Origin of the sequence: Streptomyces sp. WELS2 (genome assembly GCF_013870595.1) — a bacterium.
Taxonomy (GTDB): domain Bacteria; phylum Actinomycetota; class Actinomycetes; order Streptomycetales; family Streptomycetaceae; genus Streptomyces.
Window position 1 is genome coordinate 1 of the sequence record NZ_JACBWZ010000918.1, and the last position, 2,292, is coordinate 2,292.

2 protein-coding genes and 1 pseudogene are annotated in these 2,292 nt (G+C 71.9%); 1 reads left to right on the forward strand and 2 read right to left on the reverse strand.

Annotated features, from left to right (window positions below; translation table 11 throughout):
- Positions 1 to 379, forward strand: a pseudogene (locus H5J33_RS31740) (hypothetical protein); the annotation flags it as partial.
- 18 nt (positions 380 to 397) lie between these two features.
- On the opposite strand, the gene H5J33_RS31745 reads toward H5J33_RS31740, so the two are convergent.
- Together H5J33_RS31745 and H5J33_RS31750 are read right to left on the reverse strand one after the other, a co-directional pair.
- Entirely contained in the window at positions 398 to 1,195 is a 798-nt protein-coding gene (locus H5J33_RS31745) for an HAD family acid phosphatase (RefSeq protein WP_181798198.1), read from the reverse strand.
- A gap of 80 nt (positions 1,196 to 1,275) precedes the next feature.
- The coding region (locus H5J33_RS31750) for a pectinesterase family protein (RefSeq protein WP_181798199.1) at positions 1,276 to 2,292 on the reverse strand (1,017 nt) is incomplete at its 5' end.

Sequence of the window (2,292 nt, forward strand, 5' to 3'; positions counted from 1 at the left end):
GGACGGTTCGGTGGACCCGCACAGCAACGAGTTCTGGGCGCAGAGCGACCTGACCCTGAAGACGTCCGCGCCGCTGGAGTCGCTCACCGTCGAGCTGAGGATCGCCCAGACCGGCGGGGTCTCCTCCACGGGCGCCTGGCGCTCGCTGCCCGAGGCGGACTTCACCCAGGGCGTCGCGGAGCGGGGCGGGTTCGTCGTCTACACCTGGACGCTGAAGCCGGGGCGTACCGTGCCGGCCGGCGAGTGGGTGTTCGCCGGGCAGTACAACCACGCCCGCGGCGGGCGGGACGCGAAGGACGACGGCTACGTCATGACCGGGGCCGCCGGCGGGCACACCTACACGGTCACCGGCGACTTCGCCCCGCACGACCGCTCCTAGCGCCCGCCGGCCCGGGCGTCAGGAGACGAAGTACGTCGGGTTCGGCAGCTTGTAGGCGCGGTCGGCGTAGCCGCCCCCGAAGTCCGAGTACTGGTCGCCGAAGTTGGCGATGATGTCGTAGCCGAGGTCCTGCTCGATGTGCTTGCGCGTGGCGGACTTGAACTGGACCGTGGTGCACTTCCAGTTGCCCGGGGTGGCGCAGTCCTTCAGGTAGGCCGGCGGAGCGGCCTTGTCCTTGAGGAACATGTGGGCGGTGTCCAGGTTGACGTCGGCGCCGACCTTCTTCAGGTTCGCCACCGCGGCGGCGCGGCGGGCCTCGCCCAGACCGGTGTTGTAGAAGACCTCGACGCCCTTGGAGGCGGCGTAGCGCACCAGTTCCGGGCTGCCGAAGACGGCCGGGCGGTCGGCCCGGTCCACGTACGCGTTCCAGTCGGCGTCGTTGTACGTGTAGTTGGTGCGCTTCTCGTAGTCCAGGCTGAGCAGCAGCGTGTCGTCGACGTCGAAGACGACGGCCGGCTTCTCGCCCCGGCGGTGCGCCTTGCGGGCGGCCTTGTCGATGTAGCTCTTGGCGTCGGCGTCGATCCGCGCCAGGTCCCGGGCGTACGGGCTGTCCGGGGACGCCTGGTAGACGCCGTTCGCGTCGACGGTGGTGCCGTAGTAGGTGTCGATGTCCTTCACCAACTGGCCGATGTTGTACGGCTCGTGGGTGGAGTCGGCGGTCGACTGGCCGGCGGTGGCCGCGCCCGCGCCGTACAGCGCCGCGCCGGCGACGGCACAGGCGGCGCCGGCCGCGAGGATCCCGAGGGACTTCCGCATGGTTCTCCGATCCGGTGGATGAGAGTGATGTACCAGGTCGGAGACTGTCTACGCGCATCACATCGCCACCGCGAGCCCTGTTACCCGATCGATATGCGAGCCGTTTCCCGGGGACGCCAGTCGCCGAGGTAGGCGGCGGGGGTGTGCCGCGCGGCCTCGGCGGCGGTGAGCTGCGGCCGGTTGGCCGGTACGGTGACCTTCGCGCCCGGCCCGAAGTCGCGGTACTCGCCGAAGCGCATGGACTGCCACGGGTAGGCGTCCCGCATGTCGGCGTAAGGGGCCACCGGGTCGATGCCGGGCCCGATGACGCTGTCCCGGACGACCAGCGCGGGCCATGCCGTGGTCTCGTTCGACGGCACCCACGGCCGGGCCAGCTTGTACGCCCCGTCCGGCGCGCCGGAGGTGAACCGGCAGCGCACGGCGAGCATGCCGTGCGGGTTGGCCCGGGCGGTGGAGGGCGCGAAGACGAAGCCGTAGGGCGGTGCGGACAGGTCGGTGCGGTCCAGGGTGTGGAAGCGGCAGTGCTCGTAGACGGCGGTGGCCCGCCCGAAGACGAAGTCGACGTCGCCCTCGATGTGGCAGTGCGCGTAGTACTGCCGGGCGAAGGCGGACAGGGCCATGGAGTCGGCGTACAGGGTGTCCTGGTGGCCGAGGAAGCGGCAGTGCCGGAAGGCGCTCCGGTCGCCTTGCGCCTTCAGGGCGACGGCCTGGGTGCCGGTGGTGCCGGGGTGGCCGGCGCGCAGCCAGTCGTTGGCGAAGGTGATCCGGCGGGCCGTGAAGCCGTCGGCCTGGACGGTGGCCGTGGCCGAGCCGCTGGTGCCGTGGGTGCCGCCGCCGGGCTTGGGGGTGCCGGCCGCGTTGTCGTAGACGATCACCACGTCCCGCGGGTCCTCGGAGGCGCCGATCCAGGTCATGTCCGTACGGTCGGCGTCGACGGTGACCGTCTCGCGGTAGGTTCCGGGGGCGATGACCAGGGTCCGGCCGCTGCCGGTGGCGGCGGTCACCGCGGCCTGGACGGAGGTGAAGTCGCCCCGGCCGTGCGGGTCGACGTACAGGGTGCCCGGGGTGCGGCGGCGGCCTGGGGAGCCGTGGCGGCC